Below are 21,016 nucleotides of genomic sequence, written 5' to 3' on the forward strand. Positions count from 1 at the left end.
CTTTGGCCCCCCGCACCGCACCCGAAAACCCTCAAATGAAAAATGGACAAAGCACTTTGGCAATGAGTTGCGTTATAATGAAAGACACGTTCTAAGCATGATTCATCCACCATTCCGTCACTGCGGAGGAATGCTCCGTGCTGGCCGTTTACCTGAACCGGGAGCTGGAAATCCGACACAACTATCCGGTGCCGTCCCCCCCACCCGGAGAAGCCCGGATCCGGGTGAAGATCGCTGGGATCTGCAATACAGATTTGGAGTTAAGACGGGGCTATCTGGATTTCCGAGGCGTTCCCGGCCACGAGTTCGTGGGGGTCGTCGAAGAGGCCCCGGATCACCCGGAATGGATCGGCAAACGGGTGGTCGGCGAGATCAACGCCGCCTGTGGCATCTGTCCCACCTGTCGAGCCGGGCGGCCCACCCACTGCCCGAACCGGACGACCTTAGGGATCTCCGGTCGCGATGGCGCATTCGCGGAATACCTCCTCCTGCCGGTGGTCAATCTCCACGAGGTCCCCCCAGAGGTCCCGGACGAGGCCGCTGTGTTCGTGGAGCCCCTGGCCGCCGCCCTGGAGATCCCTCAACAGATCCACATCCATCCCACCGATCGAGTGGTGGTGCTGGGCGATGGCAAGCTCGGCCAGCTGGTGGCCCAGGTCCTACAACTCACCGGGTGCGATCTCCTGGTTATCGGGCGGAACCGGAACAAGTTGGATCTCCTGGCCCGACGGGGAATTCCCACCATGCTGGTGGATGAGGCGGGTGCGCTCTCCGCCGACGTGGTAGTGGAATGCACGGGCTCTCCAGAAGGGTTTCACCTGGCCCGCCGGTGGGTACGCCCGCGGGGGACGCTCGTTCTGAAGAGCACCTATCACGGCACGGTGGAGGCGAACCTGACGATGATCGCCGTGGATGAAGTGGCGGTGATCGGCTCCCGCTGTGGGCCGTTCCCGCCCGCCCTCCGGCTCCTCCAGCAGGGGCTTGTGGATGTGCTGTCCTTGATCCATGCTCGCTATCCGCTGCGGGAGGCCGCTCAGGCCTTCGACCACGCCGCCCGCAAGGGTGTGTTGAAAGTCCTGCTGGATGTTTCCCCATGATCGCCCCAGCGCATTGGGAGGCTGTCCAGAAAGGCCCAGTGATCTTTTATCACTTCCAGGATCCTCCGTGGAGCGACATCCCTCATGGCTTCCTCACCCGGAAGGGCGGGGTGAGCGCTCCGCCTTTCGCGGCTCTGAACCTGAGCCATTCCGTCGGCGATGACCCGGCCGCGGTGGCCGAGAACCTGCGCCGGGCCTTCACGGCGATCGGATTAGGAGCGGAGGAGATCGTTACGGCCTGGCTGATCCACGGGAATCGAGTGGCCCTGGTGGACGCACATCACCGGGGTCAGATCCTGGAAGGCACCGATGGGCTGATCACGGCGGAACGGGGACTGGCGCTCCTCATGCGGTTCGCGGATTGCATTCCAGTCCTGCTGGCGGATCCCGCGCTCCCGGCCGTCGGCATTCTGCACGTGGGCTGGCGTGGGCTGGCAGCGGGGATCCTGGAAGCCGCTCTGGAAACCTTCGAGCGCGGTTTAGGATGTCGTCCCTCCGCCCTCCACGCGGCCCTTGGCCCCGGGATCGGAGGGTGCTGCTATGCGGTGGGCCTGGAGGTCATCGAAACCCTCAGACCCCGTATCGGGAAAGCCCTTCCGCTGCGCCGAATCAACGGCGCCTGGCATCTGGACCTACCCGAGGCTGTGGGCCTGCATCTGCGCCATTTAGGTGTCCCTTCAGTGATCACCGCCGGGGTGTGCACCGCCTGCCATCTCGAGGACTGGTATTCCCATCGAGCGGAACATGGAAGGACCGGACGCTTTGGGACCTGGATCCGAAATCCGTGAAGGAGTTTCCCCGCAGGCCGCTGGTGGGCGCATTGCGAAACCGCGGCGCCGGCGGTTCCGGCCGGGAACGGAGGCGAGCCCGTTTCATCAATTCATGGTGATCTTGAATCGCCTGGAACGCCTTCCATGGGCCTTCCTGGGCTCGTGGGCGCTCGCCCTGGGGATGATCACCGGGATAGCCTGGTGGGAAGCTTCCGGATCCATGGAGATCGGCATCGGTGCCACGGGAGCATTCCTGGCTTTCGCGGGGGGCGATGCGCTGATGCTGATTATGCTCCCCCGCCTGGGCTACTCCTTCGGCCCGCCCAAGCCGCCCTTCGTCGCCTTCACCCTCTTCCGCCTGTTCCTGAGCCTGGGGCTGCTCCCCATACAACCGCTTTCCTACGCCATCGGGCTGGCATTGATCGGACAACTGGCTTTCACAGGGAACCTCCTCAGCGCGCTCTACCGGGAGCCCTTCCGGCTGACCCTGACCGAACTGGTGATCGCCTCGCCGAAGCTGCGCGGAATGCCTCCCCTTCGGATCCTGCATCTCACGGATCTCCACCTGGAGCGTTTGACCCGCCGGGAGCAACAGGTCCTGCGATGGGTTGAGGAGCTCGATCCGGATTTGATCGTCTTCACCGGTGATCTCCTCAACCTGAGCTATGTGCGCGATCCGCAGGCCCAGGCCCAATGCAGCCATTTCCTGGAAGCGTTGCGCGCCCCGCTGGGAATTTATCTCGTCACCGGGACACCTCTGGTGGATCCGCCGGAGGTCGTGCGGCGGATCCTGTTTGGCTTCACCCACGTCACGTGGCTGGACAACCAGGTGGCCCGCTTCGGTCAACTGGGCCATCGGGGGCCTTCGATCTATCTGCTCGGCCTGACCTGCACCCACGATCCCGACCATGATGGCGAGCGGCTAAGGGAGCTGATACGCCAGGTCCCGCCTCAGGCGCTGACCATCCTGCTCTATCACTCACCGGATCTCTTCCCGGAGGCCAGCGCGCTGGGGATCGATCTCTATCTGTGCGGCCATACCCACGGCGGGCAAATCCGTCTTCCGCTGATCGGCGCGCTGATCACCGCATCGATTTACGGGAAGCGCTACGAGATGGGGCTGTATCGACGAGGCTCGACTACGATGTATGTCAGCCGGGGATTGGGGATGGAGGGCCTGGGGATGCCGCGGATGCGATTGATGTGCCCTCCGGAGATCGTCCTGATCCACCTGCAGAGCGACGAGGAAGAAGCCTGATCCTCCGAACCCGGGGCCTTCACGGGTAGCTGAGGCCGCCGTTGGCGGCCCTGGCGGCTCCCCTGAACTCCCTTATCTCGAGCCCATCACTGATGGGGCCCGCTCAATACTTGTGCTCAGCAAGTCCCTCTCCACGAGGAGGAGAGGTTGTTCAGCATCGTAAGGTATGCGAGGCCGTCTTCGGCGGCCTCGCATACCTTACATAACATAAACAAAGCAAGTCAGCACAGCTCGATGGGATGGCTCAGCCATGCGACGCCGCTTCGAAACCGTGATCTCGCTCTTCCTCGCGCTGGCGGTGGTCGGGGTCGGATGCGGGATCTGCCTGCTGGGAGCCCTGGCCGCGCGTGGGGATCTTTCATGGGCCGTTGGGGGCGCCCAGTATCGCCTGTGGCTGATTCGAGAGCGGGAGGGCTCCGGCCTGGCCCTCTCGCAAACTACAGCTTACCGGAACCCGGAAGGCCTTTTCTGTCAGCGCACCCATGTCTGGTTCTGGCTCTGGGCACCTCGTATGAACCTGCAGCAGGTGGATTACGAAGAGTGCTCACCTTCTAAGCAGGGGGAAGAGCCACAGACCGAAAGAATCTCATGGGGAGACATGTCCACATCCCCTCCCCGAACGAGGGCAATTCCGTAGGGGCAGGCCCCCGTGCCGGCCCACCAGGCCCCTGCATCCGTTTCGTTTGTAGGGTCAACCACGGGGGTTGCCCCTACACAAAACGATACGGCGCACCGCCTGTTTCGTAGGGGCACGGCCCCGTGCCGGCCCGTGGGGGTAGGGGCAGCCACAGGGGGCTGCCCCTACAAACGATATGGCGCATCGCGCCTTTCGTGGAGGGCAGGCTCTCGTGCCCTGCCCCCATCGGGGCCACCATGGCGGGTTGCCCATAATCGGGCATCCACAGGGGGCTGCCCCTACAAACGATATGGCGCATCGCGCCTTTCGTGGAGGGCAGGCTCTCGTGCCCTGCCCCCATCCAGGGCCACCATGGCGGGTTGCCCATAATCGGGCATCCACAGGGGGCTGCCCCTACATAAAACTACGACATAGGTGCAACACCACCGAACCCCTGATGACGCGCAATTCCCCCCTTGCCCTCTTCATGGCCCCCGGTGTAAGATGAACGGTGCACTTCGTCATGGGTTCGGAGGACTTATGGATTTTGAGCGTTTCCTTCGCCTCCTCGGCATGCTGGTGCTGGGGATCGCTGGATGGCGGCTGGGAATGGATGCCGCCCGGCTGGGGTTGGACTCACGCCCGGCCTGGCAATTCGCCCTGGCCTTCAGTCTGGTCGGTGCCATCCTTGGCCTCATTCTTACGCCGTGGCTGACGATCCGTCCGGCCGCCATGATCCGCCAGCTCATCCGGCCGATCCCATTACAACAGCTCATCGCCGGCACGATCGGGTTGATCCTCGGGTTGATCATGGCCGGGCTGGTCTCCTATCCGCTCTCCCTCCTGCCCGACCCTTTGGGCCGGGTGATGCCCTCCTTAGGAGCGGTGTTCTTCGGTTATCTGGGTCTGACAGTAGCCGGCACTCGCTATAAAGACCTGCTGGCCATGCTCCCCCGTCACCTGCGGGAGGGACGGGATAGCGAACATCTGATCCTGCTGGATACCAGCGTGATCATCGATGGCCGGATCGCCGATGTCGCGCGCACCGGGTTCCTCCAGGCCACGCTCCTGGTGCCCCGCTTTGTTCTGAACGAGCTCCAGCACATCGCCGACTCCCAGGATCCTCTGCGGCGCAACCGGGGCCGCCGCGGCCTGGAGATCCTCAATCGGATGCAAAAAGAGGGCCATGTGCCCATTCGCATCGCGGATATGGATGTGGAGGGGCGGGAGGTGGATGAAAAACTGATCGCCCTGGCCCGCCGCCTGCGCTGCCCGATTATGACCAACGACTATAACCTGAACCGGGTGGCCGAACTCCAGAACATCCGCGTCCTTAACATCAACGAACTGGCCAGCGCGGTGCGAACGGTTCTGCTGCCCGGGGAAACGTTCACGCTCTCGATCATCCAGGAAGGGAAGGAGCCCGGACAGGGAGTAGGTTACCTGGAGGATGGGACCATGGTGGTGGTGGAAGAGGGGCGCCGCTACATCGGGCGGGAGATCCCGGTGGTGGTGACCAAAGTGCTCCAGACCGCTGCCGGGCGGATGATCTTCGCCCGACCCGAGGAGCCGACCCGGGGAGACTCCTCATAGGATGCGCCTCTCTGGCGACTTGCCCCGCCCGAAACCTCTCTGGAGGCACGGAACCTATGAGCCTTGTGGTGTATAACTTCCTGACCCGCCAGAAAGAGCCCTTTGTCCCGCTGCAGGAAGGCCGGGTCCATATGTATGTCTGCGGGCCAACCGTCTATGATCATGCCCACCTCGGCCACGCCAAGCTCTACGTCTCCATGGATGTGATCGTTCGCTACCTCCGATATCGTGGCTACAAGGTCCGCTACGTCCAGAACATCACCGACGTGGGGCACCTGCTGGATACCGGGGAGGACCGTATCCTCAAAGGGGCGGCCCGGGAACGCCTGGAGCCGATGGAGCTGGTGGAGAAATACATGCGCAGTTACTTTGAGGATATGGATGCGCTGGGGGTTGTGCGACCGGATATCTCTCCCCGGGCCTCCTGCCATATCCCAGAGATGATCGAGATGATCAAGGTCCTGATCGAAAAAGGCCATGCCTATGAAGTGAACGGCTCCGTTTATTTCTCGGTGGAATCCTGGCCGGAATATGGGAAGCTCTCCGGCCGCCGTCTGGAGGAACAGGAGGAGGGCGCCCGGATCCCGGTGCGAGAGGAGAAGCGACATCCCGCCGACTTCGCCCTGTGGAAGCGGGCGGAGCCGGAGCACATCCTGCGCTGGCCCAGCCCATGGGGCTGGGGCTATCCCGGCTGGCATATCGAATGCTCCGTGATGGCTACTAAATACCTGGGGCAACCGTTTGACATCCATGGCGGAGGCATCGATAACCTCTTCCCCCATAACGAAAGCGAGATCGCCCAGGCGGAGGCAGCCCGCGGGACACCCTTCGCCCGCTACTGGTTGCTCACCGGATCCCTTACGGTGAACGGGGTAAAGATGAGCAAAAGCCTGGGGAACGTGGTGCGCATCAAGGATGCGCTTCAGGAATACCGACCCCAAGCCATCCGCCTGTTCATCCTGTCCAGCCATTATCGCTCCCCCATCGACTACAGCGAAGAGGCCATGGCGGCGGCGGAAAAAGGCCTGGATCGCCTTTGGAACACTGTGATCGAGGTCCGGGAGCGGCTTGCCCGGGGAGACGCCCCCGAGGCGGCGGAACCGGAAGGTTTTATGGAGGAGATCCAGAGGACCCGGCGTGCGTTCCTGGAAGCGATGGATGACGACTTCGGGACACCGGAGGCCCTTTCCGTGCTCTTTGAGTTCTCCAAAGCCGTCAACAGTCTGCTCTTCGGCGGGGCGATCGTAGGGCGTCCCATCCTGGAGGCCATCGACGCCATCTATCGGGAGTTCGGCGGCCATGTCCTGGGGGTGATCCCGGACGTCATCCGGCCGGACATCCCATCGGATCTCGTGGCTGGGCTGGTGCAATTGCTCATCGAGATCCGAGCGGAAGCCCGCCGCCAACGCGACTTCGCCCGCGCCGATCAGATCCGCGATCGCCTCCGGGCCTTGGGGATCCTCCTGGAAGATCGACCGGATGGCACCGTATGGCGCATGGGACGTTCGTAAGCAACCCAACCGGATCGGCGAGCGGCGCTCCAGCGTCGCCCCAGGCGTCGCCAGAGAGACTCAGGATCAGGAGAGATGTCTTCCGCGTCTCTCCTATCCCAAACCGGTCGTGTAGGCTTGAGTATGTGCAGGCGGTGTGGGGTGGGCGAGGCGGCTTTCGGCAACCTCGCCCGCCCACACCATCGAGGGAATGCCGGGGATAGCGGTCATCGTCCCAGGGCCCCATCCGGGGGGAAAGAGTGGGATCTCTCCTTCATCGCCTGCGAGGTCGCGGGAGAATCCCCTGCGCCCAATACCACTCCAGGGTCTGTCTCACCCCTTCCTCAAAAGGCGTCGGCTCGAACCCCAGTTCCTGCTTCGCCTTCTCTGAGGAAACCTTCCAGTCGTAAAAAACATAAGAAGCCAGAGCCAGTGGATAATAGGGCTCCCGACCGGTTAGATCCGCCAGCTTCGTCCAGGCCCACGCCATGGCGAGCATCGGGAACGCCGGGACATTGATCCGCCATGCCGAAGTTCCCGCGATCCGGGCGACGATCTCATAGATCTCCGCATGCCGCCGGCTGCGATCCGCCACATTGTAGACCTCTCCGACCCGCCCTCGGCTTAGCGCTGCCTCGATGACCCGGCAGAGATCCGGGACGAAGATCGGGAACGTATAGCGCCGGCCACCATGCACCTGAAGGCGCAATCCTCTCAGGAAATCCTCAAAGAAAAGCCGGTTAAAGGCGTAACGTCCCCACGGGCCGTAAAACGCCCCGGGGCGCAAGATGACGGCCGGAAGTCCCTTACAGGCGGCCTCCTGGACGATCCGCTCTCCCTCCAGCTTCGTCCGCTGATATTCATCCACCGGCTGGCACGGATAAGCCTCATCGATCACGGTCCCCGGGCGCGGCCGACCGATCACGACTACCGTTGAGATGTGCACGAACCGCTGAACCCCAGCCCGTTCCGCCGCCCGGACCACATTCCGGGTTCCTTCCACGTTCACCTGCCAGTAACGATCCCGAGGTCCCCAGAACCGAAAGTAGGCGGCGGCATGGATCACCGCCTCGCATCCGGCAACGGCTGCCTGAACCGAGATGGGATCCTGCACATCTCCGAAGGCGATCTCCAGCCCCTGCTCGGCCAGGAACCTCCAATCCGAGGACGGTCGAACCAGGGCGCGCACGGAATGCCCCTGGCCCACCAGATAAGGACAAAGGTTGCGGCCCAAAAAGCCGGTGGCACCGGTCACCAGCACCCGCATCGTTCCCATCCGCTCCCACGGGAGGATTCCTCGAAGGACCCGCCTTCCGACACGCTGAAAACAGCGGACTACAGGGCCCGTTCCCGAAAGCCCGAGGTGAGGGAGGAAGGACAGGCCCCCAGCGTTCGGGAACGATGAGAGGCCCGTCCCTTCAGCTCGTTGTTCGGTGGAGGGAGGACCGGCCTTCCTCCAGGATGAATGCCAGTCCCGTCCGTTGGAGGGTTTCCGGCGTAGGCAGACCGGTTGTGAGGTCCCATCCCCGGACCTCGTAATATTCCCGCAGCATGGCCTCCAGATCGGGAACGAAGCCGGCAGCTCCTCCGTCCGCCAGAGGCTCCAACAGCCGCCTGGGCAGCCGGTCATCGGCCCGCGCAGCGCCAAGACGGCTGTTGATCATCCGCTTCAATTGCCAGCCCCGTTCTCCCACCTGCAGCAACGTCGCCAAATCCCAATCCCATCCCATCGCGGCGTTGAGCAGAGCGAGGGCTGTGCTGGGGGGGACATTCGCGAAATAACACAACACCAAACTGTTGCAGGCCGTGCGCCAGTCCTGATGGATAGCCACATACCGGGCCTTGCCCTCGCTCTGATGCCGATCAAGATAAGGAATGCCCAGCTCCTCATTCGACTGGCCTAATTCCACCATGAAGAAATCGCTCTGGTTGTGACAGGCCCCGCGGGGGGAAGTAGCGTAGCTCAACGCCATCCCGGCAACCCCGCGGGGATCGTGATAGGGGACCTCCAGCCCTTTCACCTCGACGGCCAGGTCCTCCGCCCCGAATGCCCGTCCCAATCCCCGCGCCCCCTGCGCCAGGAGCGCGCCGAATCCTTCCCGCCGAGCGGTTTGAGCGATCAGGGTTTCTACAGGTCGAACATCGCCCCACCGCAGGATCAGGCCGCCGGTCTCCCGCTCCGTGATCTGACCACGCTCAAACAGCAGATACGCTAAGCCCAGCACATTTCCCATGCTGATCGAGTCCAGGCCATAGCGATCGCAGAGATCCCCCAGATGCGTGATCGCCTGGAGATCATCGTTGAGAAGATTTGGACCGAAGGCGGCGATGGTTTCATATTCCGGGCCCTTCGCCTTCGTCCGGGCGTAGGGGCCTTCAGGGATGGTCACGACGCGGCCGCAGGCGATCACACAGGCATGGCAGGCCGAAACCCCGGAAAGGATCGTTTCGGCCATCGCCGCCCCGCTGACCTTGGATGCGCCTTCCCAGGCACCCTGTCCGTAATACCGTTTGGGCATGCTCCCCAGCAACTCAAAATACTCGGCCGCGCCGGCCGTCCCGGTCTCCCGGAACACCCGGGTCAGATTGTCCTCCCGCAACGCCCGGTTCACCTGGGCTCGCAAGGTCTGAAAGGCCTCGGGGCGGGCCAGGGGGATCGGTTGCATCCCTCGCACGGCGATCGCTTTCAGGTTCTTGGAGCCCATCACCGCCCCCATCCCGGTGCGGCCAGCCACCCGCCCGTGATCGCACAGGATCAGGGCGAAGGGCACCTGGTTCTCGCCCGCGAGGCCGATCGCCGCCACCCGAGCCAGAGGATCCCGAACTTCCTCCCGCACGATCGCCTGCACGGCATAGGGATCCCGGCCCCACAGATGGGACGCCGAGCGGATCTCGGCCCCTTCGGAATGAACCCACAGGTAAACTGGCTCCGGGGCGCGCCCCTCGACCAGCAGGGCATCGTAGCCGGCGAACCGCAGCTCTGGCCCCCAGAACCCGCCGCAGTTGGATTCGCCCCACAGGCCGGTGGCCGGGGAACGGGCGCACACTGTGAACCGCCCCACCGCAGGCCCCGCCGTCCCAGTCAGGGGCCCCGCGATGAACAGCAGTGGATTCCCCGGGCCCAGGGGATCGACCTCCGGCCGCAGACGCTCCCACAATAGGCGAGCGGCCAGGGCGCTCCCTCCAATGAACTGCTCCACCCAGGAAGCCGGGATCTCCTCCCGCGCGATGTGGCCGGTGGAAAGATTCACCCGCAGCAGGCGCCCGAATCGTTCCATTCCATTTCCCCCTTCACGTGGAGGCTTACGGACGCATCACCTCTTCCTGTCCCTCCCCGCAACCCTGAGGGCTGAAAAGGAGAGAAGAGGTAAGAGAGGCATCGCCAGTGTCCTTGATGAGGAGGCGTCATGTTCGCCGAACGGAATCCCCCGCATGGGCCTGCAACGGCGGGATGTCCGGATATCGGATGTGGCACCGCCCATCCGTGTATTTGCGCGCCCCTCGCGGACGGCTTCCTGATCCCCTTTCAATCCGGAGAATCCGCCTCTGGGTCCGTGTGAATCGGGATGGGATGAGGAGTCCGCCAGACCCGCCACAGACCCCGGAGATCTTCAATCGCCGTGCGGAGGATCTTCACGCGGGTGTCTGGATCCTCCCGCCAGATCACCGGAACTTCCCAGACCGTGTATCCCCGCTGTTCCGCCCGCAATAGCAACTCCGTGTCGAAGAACCATGACTGGTTGGCCACAAGGGGGATCAGCTCGCGGGCCGCCTGGCGGGTGATCGCCTTAAATCCGCACTGGGCATCCTGGAAACGACGGCGAGGGAAAAACAGCCAGATGATGAAGTTATAGATGCGGGAAATCAGCTCGCGCTTAAGCGAACGCGCGATCCGGGATTGAGGATGCAACCGGTTGCCGGTGGCGATGTGGTAGCGTCCTTCGACCAGGGGCTGGATCAGCGGCATGAAGGCGCTGAGGTCGGTGGAGAGATCGACATCCATGTAGGCCATCACATCCGCATCGCTCTCCAGCCAGGCCTTACGCAGCGCCCGTCCTCGCCCTTTGCGGTTTAACCGGAGGTAGCATACCTCTTCGGGCCACTGCTCGGCCAGCCGCCGCCCAATCTCCGGCGTGCGGTCCACGGAGGCGTTATCCGCGATCACAATCCGCCAGCGATAGGGACAGTTCTCCCGGAGAAAAGCGCGCAACTTTCGGACGCCAGGCTCCAGGTCCCGTTCCTCGTTATACACGGGGATCACCACATCCACCCGCACCGTTGGATTCATTCGACGAAGGCCTCCTTCAAGGCTTTTGCAGACTTAGATCTTCCGGAGCCGGTGAGGCCAACCAGAAGCAGCCCTACCAGCCCTCCATTCTCTATTCCCCAGATTGGTTTTTTATCTCCTTGCGATCCTCCGTGATCATTCGTCGAGCATCTCCCAGGGAGCCGGGCGGGGAGCGCCGCCCAGGGAGTCCATAATGATCGAAGCGAACTCCGGATAGAGGGCGGCGAACGCCCGCAGCAACCCGAAGCATCCCGTCAGCATCATATCCCCGTAGGGGACCGCAAAATAAAGCGGGTGGCGGGACTCCCGCAACAGCCCCCGGCGGGGCCCGACGACAGCCACCCCTTCCGGCCTTATCGGCGTTGTCTCGAACATCAGCGCCCCATGCCCCATATCTCCAAATACTTCCTCGAAGTCCAGCGCGCCCTCCGCCAGCTGATGGAGCAGACGATCCAGCTTTTCTCCGTTCAGAAGGCCCGTGTGGTGCTCAAAAAGCCCCTCCACTTCCCCGTCCCGCAGGCGAAAGGCGAGGGTATGGAAGTTCCCCACGTTGACGACCAGACATTGCCGCCAAGCAGCCACCCGGGGATCCAGGGTGGCCCCCAGGACTGCCGCTGGGGCTGTATCCATCCCCACCACCGGCCCCTCAAAAACTTCCCGGATCGTGCGCACAACCGCCTGCAAGCGGGTCAGGGCAGGCGGGATTTCCTCCCCTCGATGGGCGAAGACCGTCAGATCCCGTCGCTCCGAAAGCTGTCGGGTGAGATAATCGAACCGGAATTTCCGATCGGAATATCCGGGCGGAGCAGCGCCGTGATCGAAGACGGCCACGGCAATCCCATCCAGCCGGAGAGGGATATCGAAGGCGGCAAAGGCCTGTCGCAGCGCATCCCAATCGAAATCCCGCAACACCAGGCGGACCGCCCGCTCATCCATGCGGGCGGCCTCGTCCTCGCTGAGGATCTGCACCCCCATGGCCTGCACGGCGTCCAGATCATCGTTAAAGGTGCGTGCCGCCTCAGGGGTGGCATACACTGGAAGACCCATCCGGAGGTGATCCTCCGCCGCCCAGTGGCATGGGCCTCCCCCCATCGTGACACCGGTGAGGAGAATCGGCCGCCGCTCCCGGGTCGCCTGGCGGATCGCCTGGGCAACCCGGATCGTGGGCGAGGGCAGGATCAGCTGATAGGCGTTCTCCAGCTCCCTCCGGCTATCATACAGCAAGATATCCTGGGTTCCGGTCCCAATATCCACACAGAGGATCTTCAAGAGGCACCTCCCTGGTTCGTTCGGAAGGGATGTCCGAGGGGCGAAGCATGCCTTGTCCTTCCAGATCGCTATCCCCACGGACGAGAGATCGTCCCGATCGGGCGCTCCAGCCCGGCCTGCAACGCAGCGACGGCTTCCTCCGGCGTCTCCACCAGCCGCAGAAGGGCTGCATCCTCCTCCCGGATGTAAAACGGGTCTATGTATGCTTCTAACAAGCGTCGCCATCGGGAGCCTAAGAGCAGGAGCGGCCTCGTGGGGATCTCACCGGTCTGCAGGAAGCTCCAGGCCAGCGCCATCTCGCTCAGGGTGCCGATGCCTCCGGGAAGGGCTATCCACGCGTCGCCAGCAGTGACCAGATAATGAAGGCGCTGAAAGAGGGTGGGGAACTTGATCTCCACATCGAGGTAAGGATTCGCCTTTAACCCCCATCGATCGAACAGATCCACCGTCACCCCGATGGTGAATCCCCCCGCCTCCTTTGCGCCGCGGCTCACCGCCTCCATCGTCCCACGATACCCGCCGCTGATCACGGCGAAACCGGCCTGGGCCAGCCGACGGCCCAGCTCGAGGGCAATTTGATAGTCCGGGGATTCCGGCGGCGAGGCGCTGCTGCCGAATACCGAGATCGTCCGCGGTCGCATTTGCAACACCCCTTTCTCTCGCCTCACCAAGGCGCTTTGAGTCTCGGGGAGGAGAGAGAAAAAGATCTTTTGGGACTGGGGCATTACCCAAGGCGGCGCCCCAGTCCCCGACTTCCAGGAGAGCTTACAGGGTGAGGCGATCTCAATGAGTCCGGCAGGCTTCGAACGGCGTAACGCCGGCCTAAAACGCCCCAATACCCCGATAACGAAAGCGCTCAATGAGAAGAATACCGAGGAAAGTGAGGAGGAGCAACAGCGTGCTCATGGCCATCGCCTGGCCCAGGTTCAGCTCACCCGGCTGGCTCAGAAAGCGGGCAATGGCCAGCGGCATCGTGGTCATCGTCGGCCGCGCGATCAGGGCGGTGGCGCCGAACTCCCCCAGGGAGACGCAGAAAGCGAAGACCGCAGCGGTCAGCAACGCGCGTCCTAGCAGCGGCGCCTCCACGTGCCACCAGACCCGCCAGGGGGAGGCTCCCAGAGTCAACGCCGCCTCCCGCCAGCGAGGGTTCATCCCTTCCATCGCCGGCAGGAGGATGCGCACCACGAAGGGATAGGCGATCAGCGTGTGCGCGATCACCACCAGGAGCGGCGAGGTGCGCAGGGCCATCATGGCGTCCACCAACCCCGGCCACACCTGCAGGAAGGCCGGAGGGCGGCTGAACCCCACCAGAAACCCGAACCCCAGGGTGACCGCCGAGGTTGAGAGCGGAAGCATCAATAGAGGGTCCAGCCACCGGCGACGACGGCGGCCCGCCAACCCGTAGGCGACCACTCCTCCAAGCAGAAGCGAAAGCAGCATGACCGCAACGGCGAAGACCAGCGAGTTACGCACTGCCTCGATGGGTGGGATATACGTGATCGCCCCACGCCGGTTGATCCACAGCTCCCGATAATAGCCGAGGGTGATCCATCCAGTGTAAACCGCCGCTTCCCCCGGCTTCTGGAGGGTCATCGGGGTGAACGAGCGGAAGACCAGCGCCAGCAGCGGCAGCCCGATCCACACGAACAGCACCATCAACCCCAAACCGATCCCTATGCGCTCCCACCACGTGCGCGGCGGACGAGCGGTAGAGGCCGCCGGTCGCCATTCCAGAGGGAAAACGAGCCGGGCCTGAAGGCGCGTATAAACCGCCAAAATCCCAAAGGTCAGCCCCAGCTGAGCCAAGGCCAGCGTGGCGGCAGCAGGAAGGTTGAAGAGGCCAACGGCCTGCCGGTAGATTTCCACTTCCAGAGTGGCGTATTGGGGACCGCCCAGCAACAGCACCACGCCGAAGCTGGTGAAATTGAAGAGGAACACCAGTGAGATCGCCGCCAGGATCGCCGGCATCAGCAGGGGGATCGTCACCCGCCGCATGGTTTCCCAGCGGTTCGCCCCTAAGGTGCGCGCGGCCATCTCCAGCGTCGGATCCAGATGGGCCCAGGCGTTCCCCACGATGCGCAGCACCAGGGTGAGGTTATAGAACACATGAGCCACCACGATGGCGGTCAGGGTGTTCAAGAAGGAAATCGGGGGCTCCGGGAGGCCCAGCAGGGCCATACAGGCTTGATTGATCCAGCCCCGGGGGCCCAGGAGCGCGGTGAAGGCGGCCGCCACCACCACGGTCGGCAGGACGAAGGGCACGGTCGCCATCGCCTGCCACCATCCCCGGCCCGGAAAGGGATAGCGCGCGAAGAGGCCTGCCAGGGGCAGACCCAGGGCGAGGGTCACCCCGGTGGAAAGCGCCGCCTGGCCCACCGTGAACCCCAGCACCCTCCAGAACGCCGTCCCCTGAAGCGTCCGAAGGATGATCTCCCAGCGAATCATCCCCTCGGGAGCCAGGCTGAGGCGCAGGATCGAGAACAAAGGATAGAGATAGAATACGGCAAAAAATAACAGCGGGGGAATAAGCAAAAGATCCCGACGAGACATAAAGATCTTTCCATACTTCCTCAGTTTATAGATTCAGCAACGGATGGCGCTTACTATGGCGGATCGCGCTTCCTATTATCGCAGATATTCACAGGCGGGCGAGGCCGTCTGCACAACGAACCCATCCCCGGAGATCGATCGACGCGCCTCACCACCGCCATCCGAATATTGTTCGATCATACCGGATCGCGTCGTTTCGCACCGCCTCCGCGACCAGTTCACCAATGGCGCTGGAGAACTTGAACCCATGCCCGGAGCATGGGCTGACCACCAACACCTGAGGATGCTCCGGGTGGCGGTCCAGGAGGAAATGACCATCCGGGGCGTTGGTATATAGACATACCTCCGCCCGCATGAATGGACCATCTAATCCGGGCAGGAAGCGCTGTAATAACCCGCGCATGGCCTCGACTTCCTCCTCTCCCACAACCCGCTGCACGGTCTCTGGAGCGCAGCGCGTGCCGCCATGATGGCGAGCCACCTTCACGCCCTTCCCCAGTTCCGGGAAACCATAGAAGAAATCCCCAGGCGCGAACTCCACGATGTAGATGGGGCATCGATCGGGCGTGAAATGCTCCGCATCCCGGGCCGGACAAAACCAGAACATCACCTGGCGTTCCACCCATAGGGGGGCCGCAGGCAGCCAGGTCGGCAACCACGCCCCGAGGCACCACACCATCCGATCTGCGGAATAGCGCCCGCGATCCGTAACGACCTCCACCCCATCCCCATCGGCTCGCCATTCCCGCACCGGCTCCTCGAAATGCAAGGCCGCGCCATATCGCCCCGCCATCCGCAGATGGGCCGCCACACAAGCTTCCGGCCGAAGGACGCCCGCTCGCGGCTCATACACGGCGATGAACGTCTCCGGCGGATGTAGCGCCGGGAACCGCTTTCTCACCTCGGACGCAGTCAGGACCTCGTGGGCCAGGCTGTGGATCTGAGCGCTGCGCAAGGCGCCGGCGATCATCTCGCTCTCCGGCGCGCCCAGTAATACTCCTCCTGTGATCCGCAACAACGATTCCCCAGAAAGGATCTCCATCTCCTGCCACAGTTCATAGGCGCGCTGGACCAGCGGGACGTATGCAGGATGCTCAAAGTAGGCCTCCCGAATGATCCGGGACTCCCCATGGGAGGATCCGAAAGGATGCGGGGGCGTGAACCGATCCAGGCCAAGGACCCGAACGCCCCGACGGGCCAGATGGAAGGCCACCGCGCTCCCCATCGCGCCCAGCCCCACCACGATTACGGAAAGTGTCATCTCTCAGCATCCTTTCCCCAGACACGGATAGACGGAATGATAGCGACTTGCGTCGCCAGAAGCAACCTGCGCCCCCCCACGACCCCTCGGGCCATCGGGGGAGTGAAGCGCCCCGTTGGTTCGGTAGACCCTGATGGCGTCGCTACCATTTGGGCCTGCGACAGAGCCGATCTACCACCCCATAGTGCCAGTGGTAGTGGTATAGGATGAACTCAGCGATCGCGCTTTGACCAGTTATGAATCGGGGATGGAGAGAACCGAAGCCGGGCCGAAGGCCGAGGGCTCCGCCCTCGGCCCCCCAAATCCAGGACGAACGAAGCCATAGATGGGGGGTGGGGCATGTTTCGGAATGCATACGCTGGCTGGGCCGGAAGCAGCTGAGGTTAGGAGTGGTGGAACGGGCGGCGAACATCCGCCCCACCACTTTGCGTTATGATAGATTGTAGAGGCAAAGCAACGCTGGGCTCCAGCATAATCCGAAAGGGGGCACAGTGAAGCGAGCGCATATCCTCCAAGAGCTGCGGGAGATCTTCGGACCCCACGGGGTGCTCTGGGAAGATTACCACCTCCTCCTTTACGAATACGATGCCTCCATCGATAAGGGACGCCCTGATTTCGTGGTCTTCCCCACTTCTACGGAACAGGTGGCGGCGGCTGTCCGGATCGCAAATCGCTACGGGCTGCCCATTGTGGTGCGGGGCGCGGGGACCGGGTTGAGCGGGGGTGCGGTAGCCGACCAGGGAGGTTTGATGATCGTCACCACACGGATGCGGCGCATTTTGCAGATCGATGCGGCGAACCTGCGGGCTGTGGTGCAGCCTGGTGTGGTGAACATCGCCATCTCCCAGGCCGCTTCCGCCCATGGCTTGTATTTCGCGCCGGATCCCTCCAGCCAGAAAGCGTGCACGATCGGCGGCAACATTGCCGCGAACTCTGGAGGGCCCCACTGCCTGGCTTATGGGGTGACCACCAACCACGTCCTCGGCCTGGAGGTCGTGCTGCCCGACGGCGAGGTCATCGAGGTCGGCGGCGCCGCCTGCGATTGGCCGGGCTACGACCTCACCGGGCTGATGGTGGGTTCAGAAGGCACCCTGGGGATCATCACGAAGGCGATCCTTCGCCTGATGCCCACACCGGAGGCGGTGGTGACCCTGCTGGCGGTCTTCGACACCGTGGACCAGGCCAGCGAGGCGGTCTCAGCGATCATCGCCGATGGCACCATCCCGGGGGCCATTGAGATGATGGACCATACCGCCATCCAGGCGGTGGAAAGCGCCAAGCGCTGCGGCTACCCGATGGACGCGGGGGCGGTGTTGCTGATCGATGTCGAGGGGCTGCCAGAGGGCTTAGAGGACCTCGCTCGTCATATCGCCCGCATCTGCGAGCACTTCGACGCCCGGGAGGTCCGGATCGCGACGGACCCGGCCGAGCGGGAACGCCTGTGGTCCGGCCGCAAGGGGGCCTTCGGGGCGATGGGGCGTCTCGCCCCCAGCTATCTGGTCCAGGATGGGGTGGTGCCGCGGGATCAGCTGCCGCGGGTCCTCCGCCAGATCCAGGAGATCGGGCAGCGCTACGGCCTCGTCATCGCCAACGTCTTCCACGCTGGAGACGGCAACCTCCACCCATTGATCCTTTTCGATGAACGCGATCCCGAACTCACCCGCCGGGCCGTGGAAGCCGGGGCGGAGATCATCCGGGCCTGCGTGGAGGCTGGCGGCACCCTGACCGGCGAGCATGGGATCGGCCTGGAGAAACGGGATCTGATGCCCCTGCTCTTCTCACCGGCGGATCTGGAGACGATGGCGCGCATCAAAGCGGCCTTCAACCCGGAGAACTGCCTTAACCCCTGTAAGATGTTTCCCTCCACCAAAATGTGCCTGGAAACATGGAGCCGCCGCAAGGCCCGGATGGCAGAGCCGATCCGATACCGAGCCGCGACGTCTCCCCCCGAGACGGAGGAAGAGCTGTGGATCTAACGGCGCGCTATCCTCTAAACGGTCACATCCCCCAAGAAGTCCGGCAACCGCAAACCGTGGAGGAGGTCGCCGAGGTCCTGCGGGAAGCGGCCCGCTCCGGATGGGCAGTGGTGCCGTGGGGAAGTGGGGCCCATCAGGGCATCGGCCACGCCCCCACCCGTTACGACCTCGCCCTGGATCTCACCCGCCTCTCCCGCGTGTTGCGCCACCGTCCGGCGAATCTCACCATCCGGGTGGAAGCCGGGATGCGCCTCGCCGATCTGAATGCGATGCTGGCCGAACACGGTCAGTGGCTCCCGCTCGATCCTCCTTTTGGGGAGCGGGCGACCATCGGGGGAATCCTGGCGACGGGTTTAAGTGGGCCGCTACGGGCCCGCTATGGCTCCGCACGGGACCTGCTGATCGGGATTCGGGTGGCCCTGGCCGATGGGACACTCATCCAGGGCGGCGGCGAGGTGGTCAAAAACGTGGCCGGATACGACCTCCCAAAGCTGTTCCATGGCTCGCTGGGAACCCTCGGGGTGATGGTGGAAGCGGCCTTCAAACTGTGGCCGCGCCCGAAGGCGGAGGCCACCTGGGCGTTTGGCTTTTCCAGGATGGAAGATGCGCTACCGCTGACCCTGAGCATGCTCCGCCATCCGGGATTCCCCCTGGCGGTGGAGGTCCTGAACGCGCGGGCATGGGAGATGTTGCGGGGAACCCTGGAGCTTCCCGAAGATCCCGGAGCGCGGGTCTGGGTGCTGGTGCGCGCGGGCGGATGGCCAGCGCAAGTCGAGCGCATCGGGCGAGATGCCGCGGCCGCCGCCTCCGGGGCCCAGGTGAAAGACCGCCTGACGGAGGAAACCGCATCGCTCCTGTGGAGCCGGATCCCTGACATCGGGTTCCTCCCCAGCCCGGCACCCAGGGATGGGATGAGCGTGCGCCTGGGGTTGCTGCCCTCCCAGCTGGCGGAGGGCGCCGCGGCGCTGGAAGCCGCCGAAGAGATCCGGGTCGTATGGCGAGCCCACGGAACGCTGGGCCTGATCTACGCCGAGGGCCGCGGTCCAATGGAGGCGCTCCTCCAATGGGCGGACGCGCTTCGTTCCTTCGCCCTCGCCCAGGGCGGGCACTTCACGATCCTGGGCGGTCCGGAATCGGCGAAGCGGGCCATGGGCTTGTGGGCCCCCCTTCGCCCGGAGGCCGAGGTGATGCGGCGGATCAAAGCCCAGCTGGATCCGGAGGGTCGGCTGAACCCCGGGCGCTTCGGCTGGGCATGACGGCATATCGATATCGATATGGTGTAGGGGCAGGCCCCTGTGCCTGCCCACAGGCCCCCGTGCCGGCCCCCAGGCCCCTGTGCCTGCCCGCACGGGGCAATCATGGGCGTAGGGGCAACCACAGGGGGTTGCCCCTACAACCTATGCACGGCCCATACACTGGTTCGGCAAGGATTCACGAGGATTGAAGATGACCTGCGCCTTCTGTCGCATCCTTCGCGGCGAGGCTTCCGCCTGGATGGTGCTGGAGGACGAGATCTCTGTTGCCTTCCTGGATCATCGTCCGCTCTTCCCCGGGCATTGCCTGTTGATCCCCCGAGCGCATTACGAGACCCTGATGGATCTGCCCCTGGAGCAGGTGGGGCCGCTGTTTCGAAATGCGCGCCTCCTGGCCCAGGCCATGGAAGTCGGACTGGGGGCGGAGGGATCCTTCGTAGCCATCAACAACCGGGTGAGCCAAAGCGTGCCGCATCTCCACATCCACATCGTTCCCCGGCGGAAAGGGGATGGGCTGCGGGGCTTTTTCTGGCCCCGGCAACGTTACGCCAGCGAGGCCGAGATGGCGGAGGTCGCCCGAAAGCTCCGCGAGGCTGTCGCTCGCCTTCGGGAGAGCGAGTGATAGCTCCAACGCAAGTTTGAGCGGCCATCGCATTCTAACCTGCGATAACCGTAGAAAACCGCGTATGGATGCGCGTGCATGGCCTGGCCGTTCCTCTCTTGGGGTGAACCCCCGTCGGAATCCGCAGATGTCCGATGCCTCGAGGCAGTAGCCTCACAGGCCCCTTCTCCCTGTCCTCAAACCACCGGGCGGCGTTCCCGTTCCCCGCTGCCACCGCCCAGCCCCAGCCGGGACATGACCCTCCAAAATTCATCCTAAACAAGTAGGGTGGTGCTTTGCCCATTTTTCATTTGAGGGTTTTCGGGGGAGGTGCAGGGGGGCCAAAGGCCCCCCTGCACCTCCCCCCTTTCTCCCCCCTCCCCACGGCCCTCTGAGCCGTGGGGAGGGGGGAGAAAGGGGGGAGGGACCACGGCCTTCCGGACTGGTTTCGGTTCCTCAAGTCCCCAGTAGATAACTGGACAAAGCAGTAGATCTAGGCGACTGGTCGGCTTTAGTTTTTGTAGTAGAATTCTTGGGGAAGGAGGCCCACGATGGCGTTCACCATACAGGATTTCCAGGACCTGTTGGAGCTATTGCGAAGGCATCCGGAGTGGCGGGAGAGGCTCTGGGAGCTTCTGGCCTCCGAGGAGTTTCTGCGCCTGCCCGCCGAGGTGAAGGCTTTCCGAGAGGAGTTTCGGACCTTCCGGGATCAGACGTTTGAGGAGTTCCGGCAGGAGACCGAGCGACGGTTCCGGCAGGTAGAGGAACAGATCGCCGCCCTGGTTGAATTCCAGCGCCGCCACTACGAGGAGTTCATCGCTCACCGCCAGGAGTTCATGGCCTACCGGGCCGAGACCGACCGCCGCTTCGCCGAACTCGCCGAAGCCCAGCGCCGCCATTACGAAGAATTCGTCGCCTACCGGGCCGAGACCGACCGCCGCTTCGCCGAACTCGCCGAAGCCCAGCGCCGCCATTACGAAGAATTCGTCGCCTA

Annotated in this window: 16 protein-coding genes and 1 pseudogene; 10 read left to right on the top strand and 7 right to left on the bottom strand. The window is 63.7% G+C overall.

The features are described 5' to 3' along the window. Positions 1–137 precede the first annotated feature (137 nt). The 6 genes from NZM16_RS07085 to cysS all read left to right on the top strand — a co-directional run bounded on the left by NZM16_RS07085 (position 138) and on the right by cysS (position 6,845). Positions 138–1,097, top strand: coding sequence for an alcohol dehydrogenase catalytic domain-containing protein (locus tag NZM16_RS07085; protein WP_295479586.1), 960 nt, complete (start codon positions 138–140; stop codon positions 1,095–1,097). After that, positions 1,094–1,885 carry a peptidoglycan editing factor PgeF gene (pgeF, locus tag NZM16_RS07090; protein WP_295447649.1) on the top strand — a complete coding sequence of 264 codons (792 nt, stop codon included), beginning with the start codon at positions 1,094–1,096 and terminating at the stop codon, positions 1,883–1,885. The genes NZM16_RS07085 and pgeF overlap by 4 nt, the downstream gene beginning before the upstream one ends. 94 nt (positions 1,886–1,979) lie before the next feature. After that, positions 1,980–3,125, top strand: a complete 1,146-nt coding sequence (locus NZM16_RS07095; RefSeq protein WP_295479589.1) for a metallophosphoesterase — start codon at positions 1,980–1,982, stop codon at positions 3,123–3,125. Positions 3,126–3,375: 250 nt separating this feature from the next. Beyond that, positions 3,376–3,762 (top strand): hypothetical protein, encoded by a 387-nt coding sequence (locus NZM16_RS07100; RefSeq protein ID WP_295447644.1) that lies wholly within the window; start codon positions 3,376–3,378, stop codon positions 3,760–3,762. A gap of 519 nt (positions 3,763–4,281) precedes the next feature. Next, positions 4,282–5,334, top strand: a complete 1,053-nt coding sequence (locus NZM16_RS07105) for a PIN domain-containing protein (RefSeq protein ID WP_295447640.1) — start codon at positions 4,282–4,284, stop codon at positions 5,332–5,334. Between the two features lie 56 nt (positions 5,335–5,390). After that, entirely contained in the window at positions 5,391–6,845 is a 1,455-nt protein-coding gene (gene cysS / locus NZM16_RS07110) for a cysteine--tRNA ligase (protein ID WP_295447637.1), read from the top strand. Positions 6,846–7,098: 253 nt separating this feature from the next. Here the strand turns inward: cysS and NZM16_RS07115 are convergent, their stop codons facing one another. The 7 genes from NZM16_RS07115 to solA all read right to left on the bottom strand — a co-directional run bounded on the left by NZM16_RS07115 (position 7,099) and on the right by solA (position 16,192). Then, the gene (locus NZM16_RS07115; protein ID WP_295479591.1) at positions 7,099–8,091 is read right to left on the bottom strand and encodes an NAD-dependent epimerase/dehydratase family protein; all 993 of its coding nucleotides are present in this window, start codon (positions 8,089–8,091) and stop codon (positions 7,099–7,101) included. A 151-nt stretch (positions 8,092–8,242) separates the two neighbouring features. Beyond that, positions 8,243–10,102: an aldehyde ferredoxin oxidoreductase family protein gene (locus NZM16_RS07120; protein WP_295479594.1), complete on the bottom strand. Its 1,860-nt coding sequence runs from the start codon at positions 10,100–10,102 to the stop codon at positions 8,243–8,245. A gap of 248 nt (positions 10,103–10,350) precedes the next feature. Next, entirely contained in the window at positions 10,351–11,112 is a 762-nt protein-coding gene (locus NZM16_RS07125; protein ID WP_295447628.1) for a dolichyl-phosphate beta-glucosyltransferase, read from the bottom strand. 135 nt (positions 11,113–11,247) lie between these two features. Beyond that, the gene (locus NZM16_RS07130; RefSeq protein ID WP_295447625.1) at positions 11,248–12,381 is read right to left on the bottom strand and encodes a DUF1786 domain-containing protein; all 1,134 of its coding nucleotides are present in this window, start codon (positions 12,379–12,381) and stop codon (positions 11,248–11,250) included. A gap of 68 nt (positions 12,382–12,449) precedes the next feature. Continuing rightward, complete coding sequence (locus tag NZM16_RS07135; RefSeq protein ID WP_295479598.1) at positions 12,450–13,022, bottom strand: LOG family protein; 573 nt, start codon at positions 13,020–13,022, stop codon at positions 12,450–12,452. Positions 13,023–13,203: 181 nt separating this feature from the next. Next, complete coding sequence (locus NZM16_RS07140; protein ID WP_295447618.1) at positions 13,204–14,931, bottom strand: iron ABC transporter permease; 1,728 nt, start codon at positions 14,929–14,931, stop codon at positions 13,204–13,206. 148 nt (positions 14,932–15,079) lie between these two features. Then, on the bottom strand, positions 15,080–16,192 hold the full coding sequence (gene solA, locus NZM16_RS07145; protein ID WP_295479600.1) for an N-methyl-L-tryptophan oxidase: 1,113 nt from the start codon (positions 16,190–16,192) through the stop codon (positions 15,080–15,082). Between the two features lie 491 nt (positions 16,193–16,683). Between solA and NZM16_RS07150 the strand changes: the two genes are divergently transcribed. The 4 genes and pseudogenes from NZM16_RS07150 to NZM16_RS07165 form a co-directional block, all read left to right on the top strand. Beyond that, on the top strand, positions 16,684–18,168 hold the full coding sequence (locus tag NZM16_RS07150; RefSeq protein ID WP_295479603.1) for an FAD-linked oxidase C-terminal domain-containing protein: 1,485 nt from the start codon (positions 16,684–16,686) through the stop codon (positions 18,166–18,168). After that, entirely contained in the window at positions 18,159–19,424 is a 1,266-nt protein-coding gene (locus tag NZM16_RS07155; protein ID WP_295479606.1) for an FAD-binding oxidoreductase, read from the top strand. The genes NZM16_RS07150 and NZM16_RS07155 overlap by 10 nt, the downstream gene beginning before the upstream one ends. Before the next feature lie 190 nt (positions 19,425–19,614). Further along, positions 19,615–20,043, top strand: coding sequence for an HIT family protein (locus NZM16_RS07160; RefSeq protein ID WP_295447607.1), 429 nt, complete (start codon positions 19,615–19,617; stop codon positions 20,041–20,043). A 530-nt stretch (positions 20,044–20,573) separates the two neighbouring features. Then, positions 20,574–21,016: pseudogene (locus NZM16_RS07165) on the top strand (hypothetical protein); the annotation flags it as partial.

It is taken from the genome of Thermoflexus sp., assembly GCF_025055495.1.
Taxonomy (GTDB): Bacteria; Chloroflexota; Anaerolineae; order Thermoflexales; family Thermoflexaceae; genus Thermoflexus.

Bases quoted from the DNA above. Each gene is read 5' to 3' on its own strand.
- pgeF (WP_295447649.1), top strand. From the start codon at position 1,094: ATGATCGCCCCAGCGCATTGGGAGGCTGTCCAGAAAGGCCCAGTGATC.
- solA (WP_295479600.1), bottom strand. From the start codon at position 16,192: ATGACACTTTCCGTAATCGTGGTGGGGCTGGGCGCGATGGGGAGCGCG.
- NZM16_RS07135 (WP_295479598.1), bottom strand. From the start codon at position 13,022: ATGCGACCGCGGACGATCTCGGTATTCGGCAGCAGCGCCTCGCCGCCG.
- NZM16_RS07125 (WP_295447628.1), bottom strand. From the start codon at position 11,112: ATGAATCCAACGGTGCGGGTGGATGTGGTGATCCCCGTGTATAACGAG.
- NZM16_RS07120 (WP_295479594.1), bottom strand. From the start codon at position 10,102: ATGGAACGATTCGGGCGCCTGCTGCGGGTGAATCTTTCCACCGGCCAC.
- NZM16_RS07115 (WP_295479591.1), bottom strand. From the start codon at position 8,091: ATGCGGGTGCTGGTGACCGGTGCCACCGGCTTTTTGGGCCGCAACCTT.
- cysS (WP_295447637.1), top strand. From the start codon at position 5,391: ATGAGCCTTGTGGTGTATAACTTCCTGACCCGCCAGAAAGAGCCCTTT.
- NZM16_RS07105 (WP_295447640.1), top strand. From the start codon at position 4,282: ATGGATTTTGAGCGTTTCCTTCGCCTCCTCGGCATGCTGGTGCTGGGG.
- NZM16_RS07100 (WP_295447644.1), top strand. From the start codon at position 3,376: ATGCGACGCCGCTTCGAAACCGTGATCTCGCTCTTCCTCGCGCTGGCG.
- NZM16_RS07160 (WP_295447607.1), top strand. From the start codon at position 19,615: ATGACCTGCGCCTTCTGTCGCATCCTTCGCGGCGAGGCTTCCGCCTGG.
- NZM16_RS07140 (WP_295447618.1), bottom strand. From the start codon at position 14,931: ATGTCTCGTCGGGATCTTTTGCTTATTCCCCCGCTGTTATTTTTTGCC.
- NZM16_RS07095 (WP_295479589.1), top strand. From the start codon at position 1,980: ATGGTGATCTTGAATCGCCTGGAACGCCTTCCATGGGCCTTCCTGGGC.